We start from the raw sequence: 6,235 nt of genomic DNA on the forward strand, positions 1-6,235 counted from the left end.
GAGATAGCGCGACTTGGGGCCGAGGTCGCGATGGGTCAGCTTGAACCAGGCGCGGGCGTAGGCGTCAGCGAACGCCTGCGGATCGTCGCGGAACCGGCGCGAGATCTTCTCGTAGGCCGGATCGAAGCGCAGCGAGAGATCGGTGGTGAGCATGGTCGGCCGGCGCATGGGCGCATCCGCCGTCGGCCCGGGAATGATCGCGTCGGCGCCTTTGGCCACCCACTGGTGGGCGCCGGCCGGGCTCTTCTCCAGCTCCCATTCGAAGTCGAACAGGAACTTGAAGTAATCGTTGCTCCACTGCACCGGCGTACGGGTCCAGGTCACCTCGAGACCGGAGGTGATTGCATCCTTGCCCTTGCCGCTGCCGTGGGTGCTGGTCCAGCCGAAGCCCTGCGCCTCCAGCGGTGCGCCCTCGGGCGCCACGCCCACCCGATCGGCCGGGCCGGCGCCGTGGGTCTTGCCGAGGGTGTGGCCGCCGGCGATCAGTGCGACGGTCTCCTCGTCGTCCATCGCCATGCGCGCGAAGGTTTCGCGGATGTCGTGCGCGGCGGCGAGTGGATCGGGGTTGCCGTCCGGGCCTTCCGGATTCACGTAGATCAGGCCCATCTGCACGGCGGCGAGCGGATTGTCGAGCCGGCGCTCGCCCGGCTTGCCGTGCGCGTAGCGGCTGCCCGGGGTGCCGCTGGTCGCCAGCCATTCGGTCTCGCTGCCCCAGGACACGTCCTGGTCCGGCTCCCACACGTCCTCGCGGCCGCCGGCGAAGCCGAACGGCTTGAAGCCGGCGGACTCCAGCGCGACGTTGCCCGCCAGGATCATCAGGTCGCCCCAGGAGATCTTCTGGCCGTACTTCTGCTTGATCGGCCACAGCAGCCGACGCGCCTTGTCGAGGTTGCCGTTGTCGGGCCAGGAGTTGAGCGGGGCGAAGCGTTGCTGGCCGCGCCCGGCGCCGCCGCGGCCCGGAGGTTGCGGAAGATCTGCGCGTTCTCTTCCGCGGAGAAGCGATGGATCACGTGGTTCGCGAGCACGGCGTCGTAGGCGCCCTGCGGCTGCGCGGTCGCGGTGTCGCCGGTCTCCACCGTGGCGCGGTCGGCCACGCCCGCCGCCTCGACCGCCTCCGCCACGCCGTCCTCGAACCCGGGAGCGTACAGGAACGTGGTGCGCAGACCGGCGTTGCGCTTCATCGCCTCCAGGGCGAAGCCCGCCGACAGGCCGCCGAAGTCCAGCGCGTTCGTCGCCGCGGACAGGTCGACGAGACGGCCGAACTCCTGCGCGTGCAGGGCGTTGTAGGTCATGACGCCCGCCATGAAGGTGCCCCAGCGCGCGTCGTCCATCTGCAGGTCTCCCGGCTCGGTCGTGTCGACCGTGTGCGCGAACTGCAGCCAGTGCGGGTAGCTGATCTCCCCGAGGAAGGTGAGGAAGGGCGCCAGATCGAGCGCGGAGGCCTCTCCCGCGAGGTAGGCGGCCGCGTCCGGTTCGAGCGCGTAGCGCCCGTCCGCACGCGTCAGCAGGCCCTTGCCCGCCATGGCGTCGGCGAGGATCTGCGCGATGCGCGGGCTCACGCCGGTGCGCTCGGCGATCGCGGGAACCGTGTCCGCACCCGCCGCGATCGCGGAGAACAGGCCGATCCGGCTGGCTTCGAACAGCTGCTTCGAGGCCATGTAGCCCGTCGCGATGTCCAGGATGCGTGCGGCGTCGGGTGTGTTGGTCATTGTGCTGCCTTTCATGTTTCTACACTCGTAGGAATTAAAGAGCGGGAGTGTCCAGGAGATCTTCGGGGAACCGCGTTTCGTCTCGGTCGGCTCCGCCGTCCTCGCTCGACGACCCCGGATGCGGTCCGGTGCGGGCTCAGTCCCCCGCGAGGAACTCCGCCACCGCGGCGCGGAACTCCGGCGTGTGCGGTGCGGCCAGGTGGCCCCCCGGCACCCGCACGACGCGCGAGTCCTGCATCGCCGCGGCGAGCGCGTCGATGCCCTCCGCCATCGGATCCTCGACCCCGCCGAGCAGCAGCACGGGCTGCCGCGGCGGGTCGACCGCGGGATCGAACGGCTCGGATGCGAGCCCGGCGATCAGGTCGAGCAGCGCTTCTGGACGGTTGCCCGGAAGCGTCGCCATGCCAAGGATCATGCCCGTGAGCGGATCCGCCGGCGCCGGCCCCCCGGCGAGCGCGGCCCGGGCGGCGGGCAGGTCGACCAGGGCGAACGGCTCCATCGGGCTGAGCCCGCCGAGCACCACGCGCCGCACGGCGAGCCCGGGATGGCCGGCGAGCGCCCACGCCAGCCGCGCTCCGAGGGAGTAGCCGACGACGTCGATCTCCTCGCCCGCACGGCCGGCGGCCACGGCCCGTGCGAGCAGGTCGACGACCCCCGACGTGGAGAGCACGCCCACCGCGGGGCTGTCGCCGTGCGCGGGCAGATCCACGAGCACGGCGGGACGACCCGCGAGCACCGGATCCCACTCGGCGGCCGGCCAGTCGAGGCGGGCGCGCGAGGCGAGACCGTGCAGGAACAGGACCGGCCGGCCGGTCCCCTCCCGGCGGATGACGGACAGGGCGATCTCGGGTGCGCCGGTCATGGGGCGCCCTCCTCTCGATGAAGCGTGGAGGCCGCCCGGAGTCCGGTCAGCGCAGCCGCGCGAGGAACTGCTCGATGTAGGCCTGGTAGTCGGGGATGCGGTCGCCGCCCGGATACATGAGGTTGATCACGGTGGCGCCCACGGCGACGGAGATGAACTCGTTCGACAGGGCGACATAGTCGAGATCGCGGATCGAGCCCGCGTCGCGCGCCGCCTCCATCCGCTCGACGAGCATCCCCCGCCACCGCACGAGGTGGGTCTGATAGAGCTCGGCGAGCGACTCGTTCGACATCGCGTACTCCCAGAGAGCCAGGAGGACCCTGCCGCTCGCGATCTCGTCCCTGCCGCTCGGCAGCGTGCCCGTCAGCACCTGACGGAGCATCTCGTCGGGGGTCAGCTCGGCGGAGATCGCCTTCTGCAGCCAGACGTCGTGCTCGTGCAGCACGGTCTCGAACGTCGCCGCGACGATGCTCTCCTTGCCGGAGAAGTAGTGCTTCAGGGCGCCGTTCGCGAACCCCGCCTCCGCGGCGATGCTGCGCATGGTCGCCGCTTCGAACCCGCCCTTGAGGATGATCCCCTTGGCGACCTCGACGATCTCCCGACGACGCTGATCGTGATCGATGATCTTCGGCATGGGTTCCTTCCGACGTGGCGTCCGACGAGCGCGCGCACAGGGGCGCTGGCGTGCGGAATCGCTGCCTGCTACCGTACCGGGGCATCCGCGGCCTCGCGCAGCGCCAGCCATTCGGCACGGCGCGTCCTCTGCTTCCCTGGGTCGGCGACCGGCGACGCCAGCCGCAGCCGCTCCGCGTACGGGTGCCGCGGCGCGCGGGTGATCTGCTCCCCCGCGCCGGTCTCGACGATCTCTCCGCGGTACATCACCGCGACGCGGTGGCACACCCGCCGGACGACGCCCAGATCGTGCGAGACGAACAGGTACGAGACGCCCGTATCGCGCTGCAGCTCGATGAAGAGGTCCAGGATCGTCGCCTGCGTGGTGAGGTCGAGGGCGCTGACCGGCTCGTCGCACACGATCAGGCGCGGCCGGCGCACGAGCGCCCGCGCGATCGCGACCCGCTGCCGCTGCCCGCCGGAGAACTCGCTCGGGTAGCGGTCCATCGCGGTCTCGGGCAGGCGCACGCGGTCGAGCATCTCGCGCACCCGCCCCTGGGCCTCGGCGCCGCCGAGGCCGCTGGTCAGCAGCGGCTCGGACAGGATGTCGCCGATCGTCATCGCCGGATTCAGGGATCCGTACGGGTCCTGGAACACCACCTGCACGTCGTCGGCGAGCGCGCGGCGCTCCGCACGGCCGAGCGCGGTGATGTCGTTCCCGTCGAAGCGGATGCTCCCGCCGGTCACGGGGGCGAGGCCGAGGATGGCCTTGCCGAGCGTGGACTTGCCGGATCCGGACTCGCCCACGAGGCCCATGCACTCCCCCGGCGCGACGTCGATCGAGACGCCATGCAGGGCGCGGAACGCCTTGCGCCCGCGGCCGTACTCGACGACCAGATCCTGCACCTCGAGCAGCGCGGTCATGCGCGCACCTCCGTCGTGTCCGTCGCGGGCGCGGCGTCGGGCTCCGCAGGCTCCGCCGCGTCGCGCCCCGCCCGTCCGAGGGCGTCGAGCTCTGCCGGCCCGAGGGCGTCGAGCTCTGCCGGCCCGAGGGCGTCGAGCTCTGCACGACCGAGAGCATCGTCGAGCGAGGCCGCGATGAGCTCGCGGGTGTAGGGCTGCCGAGGTTCCGCGAACAGCGGATCCACATCCCCCTGCTCGACGATCTCGCCGCCGCGCATGACGATCACCCGGTCGCAGATGTCGGCGACGACGCCGAAGTTGTGCGTCACGATGAGCAGCGCCATGCCGTACTCCTGCTGCAGTTCGCGCAGCAGCTCGAGCACTTCGGCCTGCACCGTGACATCGAGTGCGGTGGTCGGCTCGTCCGCCACCAGGATCGAGGGGCGGCCCGAGATCGCGCCGGCGATGAGCACGCGCTGCGCCATGCCGCCCGAGACCTGATGCGGATAGCTGCGCATGACGCGGTCCGGATCCGCGAGTCCCACGCGCAGCAGCACCTCGCGCGCCCTGGCCTTCGCGTCGGCCGCGCTCATGCCGTGCACGCGGCGCAGCGGCTCCACGAGCTGGTGGCCGATCGTGTACGAGGGGTCGAGATTGCTCATCGGCTCCTGCGGCACGTAGCCCAGCTCGCGTCCGAGCAGCGCCTGGCGCTGCTTCGGCGACGCGTGCGTGACGTCGTGTCCCGCGATGCGGATCGCGTCGGCGGTGCTCGCGCCGCTCGGCGGCAGCAGGTCGAGCACCGAGAAGACCGTCTGCGACTTGCCGGATCCGGATTCGCCGACGATGCCGACCACCTCCCCTGGCGCGATGTCGAGCGTCACGCCGTGCACGACCTCGACCACGCCGCTCGGCGTCGCGTGGCTCACCCGCAGGTTCTCCACGCGGAGCGCCGCCCCCTCCGCCGTGTGCCGGACGGTGCCGGTCGCGGGAGCGGCCGCCTCCTCGAGGGGTGCCCCGCGCCGGCGGCGCAGCCTCGGCGTGCGCACCTGGGCGAGCTCGGCGAGCGTGGAGCCCATGATCGCGAGCACCGCGATCGTCAGGCCGAGCGCGACCGAGGGCCACAGCAGCGTGAGCGGATACGTGAGCATGAGGCGGAAGCCCTCGAGCATCATCGCGCCCCAGCTGGGCACGTTCGAGTCGCCGATCCCGAGGAACTGCAGGCCCGCCTGCATGCCCATCGCCATGCCCGCGGTGAGCGCGGTCTGGATGATGACGGGCGGGTAGACGGCGGTGACGACGTGCCGGGAGATGATGCGCGCATCGGAGAGGCCGGACACCCTGGCCGCGTCGATGTAGGGCTCCTCGCGCACGGTGAGCGTCTGCGACCGCGCGATGCGGAAGTAGCCGGGGACCATGAACACGCCGACCGTGACCATGAGCAGCTCGAAGTTGTTGCGGCTGCCGGCGGCGACCACGAGCAGGATGATCATGCCGGGGATCGACTGCAGCGCATCGCTCACCCACATCGCGATGCGGTCGAACGGCCCGCGGAAGTAGCCCGCGGCGACGCCGGCCGGAACGCCGATCACGACGGCGGCGACGATCGTGATGAGCGCGCCCCAGATCGTGATCCGGGTGCCGAAGATGAGCCTGCTGAGGATGTCGCGGCCGGTCGAGTCGGCGCCCAGCAGGTGCGCGGCGGACGGCGGAGCCTTGGCGGCGGCGAGGTCGACGAAGTTCGGATCCATCGGCGCGAGCAGCGGCGCGAACACGCCGACCAGCACGATCAGGACGAAGATCGCGAGCGGGATGAAGCCGCCGGGGTGGCGGAGGAACCGGCGGAACAGGCCGGAGCGGCGGCGCTGCCTGGCGCGGTCGAACGCGACGCGGATGTCGGTGGTGGTCATGCGACGCGCACCTTCGGGTTGATCCAGCCGAGCACGAGGTCGAGCAGGAGGTTGATGATCACGACGAAGACGATCGACACCACGGTGATGCCGAGGAGCATCGGGATGTCGCCGTTCTGCGAGGACTGGTTGGTCAGCTGCCCGATGCCGGGGAGGCTGAAGATCTGCTCCACCACGATCGCGCCGCTGAGCAGGCCGACGAACATGAGGGCGATCACGGTGAGCGCCGCGGGCGAGGCGTT

Annotated in this window: 5 protein-coding genes and 2 pseudogenes; all 7 read right to left on the reverse strand. The window is 71.3% G+C overall.

From position 1 onward, the window contains the following. A pseudogene (locus B7X32_RS17280) lies at positions 1-957 on the reverse strand (peroxidase family protein); the annotation flags it as partial. Between the two features lie 545 nt (positions 958-1,502). Next, positions 1,503-1,724 (reverse strand): annotated as a pseudogene (locus B7X32_RS17285) (methyltransferase dimerization domain-containing protein); the annotation flags it as partial. 121 nt (positions 1,725-1,845) lie between these two features. Further along, complete coding sequence (locus B7X32_RS17290; RefSeq protein WP_292722418.1) at positions 1,846-2,571, reverse strand: alpha/beta hydrolase; 726 nt, start codon at positions 2,569-2,571, stop codon at positions 1,846-1,848. Positions 2,572-2,617: 46 nt separating this feature from the next. Continuing rightward, complete coding sequence (locus B7X32_RS17295; RefSeq protein WP_292722420.1) at positions 2,618-3,205, reverse strand: TetR/AcrR family transcriptional regulator; 588 nt, start codon at positions 3,203-3,205, stop codon at positions 2,618-2,620. A 68-nt stretch (positions 3,206-3,273) separates the two neighbouring features. Continuing rightward, positions 3,274-4,107, reverse strand: coding sequence for an ATP-binding cassette domain-containing protein (locus B7X32_RS17300; protein WP_292722423.1), 834 nt, complete (start codon positions 4,105-4,107; stop codon positions 3,274-3,276). After that, the gene (locus B7X32_RS17305) at positions 4,104-5,993 is read right to left on the reverse strand and encodes a dipeptide/oligopeptide/nickel ABC transporter permease/ATP-binding protein (protein WP_292722426.1); all 1,890 of its coding nucleotides are present in this window, start codon (positions 5,991-5,993) and stop codon (positions 4,104-4,106) included. The genes B7X32_RS17300 and B7X32_RS17305 overlap by 4 nt, the downstream gene beginning before the upstream one ends. Continuing rightward, positions 5,990-6,235, reverse strand: a 246-nt coding sequence (locus tag B7X32_RS17310) for an ABC transporter permease subunit (RefSeq protein ID WP_292722429.1), incomplete at its 5' end; no start/stop codon positions are given. The genes B7X32_RS17310 and B7X32_RS17305, both read right to left, overlap by 4 nt.

The sequence above is a fragment of the Microbacterium sp. 13-71-7 genome (assembly GCF_002257455.1).
Lineage (GTDB): Bacteria > Actinomycetota > Actinomycetes > Actinomycetales > Microbacteriaceae > Microbacterium.

Coding starts and splice junctions, on each gene's coding strand:
- B7X32_RS17295 (WP_292722420.1), bottom strand. CDS start 3,205: ATGCCGAAGATCATCGATCACGATCAGCGTCGTCGGGAGATCGTCGAG.
- B7X32_RS17305 (WP_292722426.1), bottom strand. CDS start 5,993: ATGACCACCACCGACATCCGCGTCGCGTTCGACCGCGCCAGGCAGCGC.
- B7X32_RS17300 (WP_292722423.1), bottom strand. CDS start 4,107: ATGACCGCGCTGCTCGAGGTGCAGGATCTGGTCGTCGAGTACGGCCGC.
- B7X32_RS17290 (WP_292722418.1), bottom strand. CDS start 2,571: ATGACCGGCGCACCCGAGATCGCCCTGTCCGTCATCCGCCGGGAGGGG.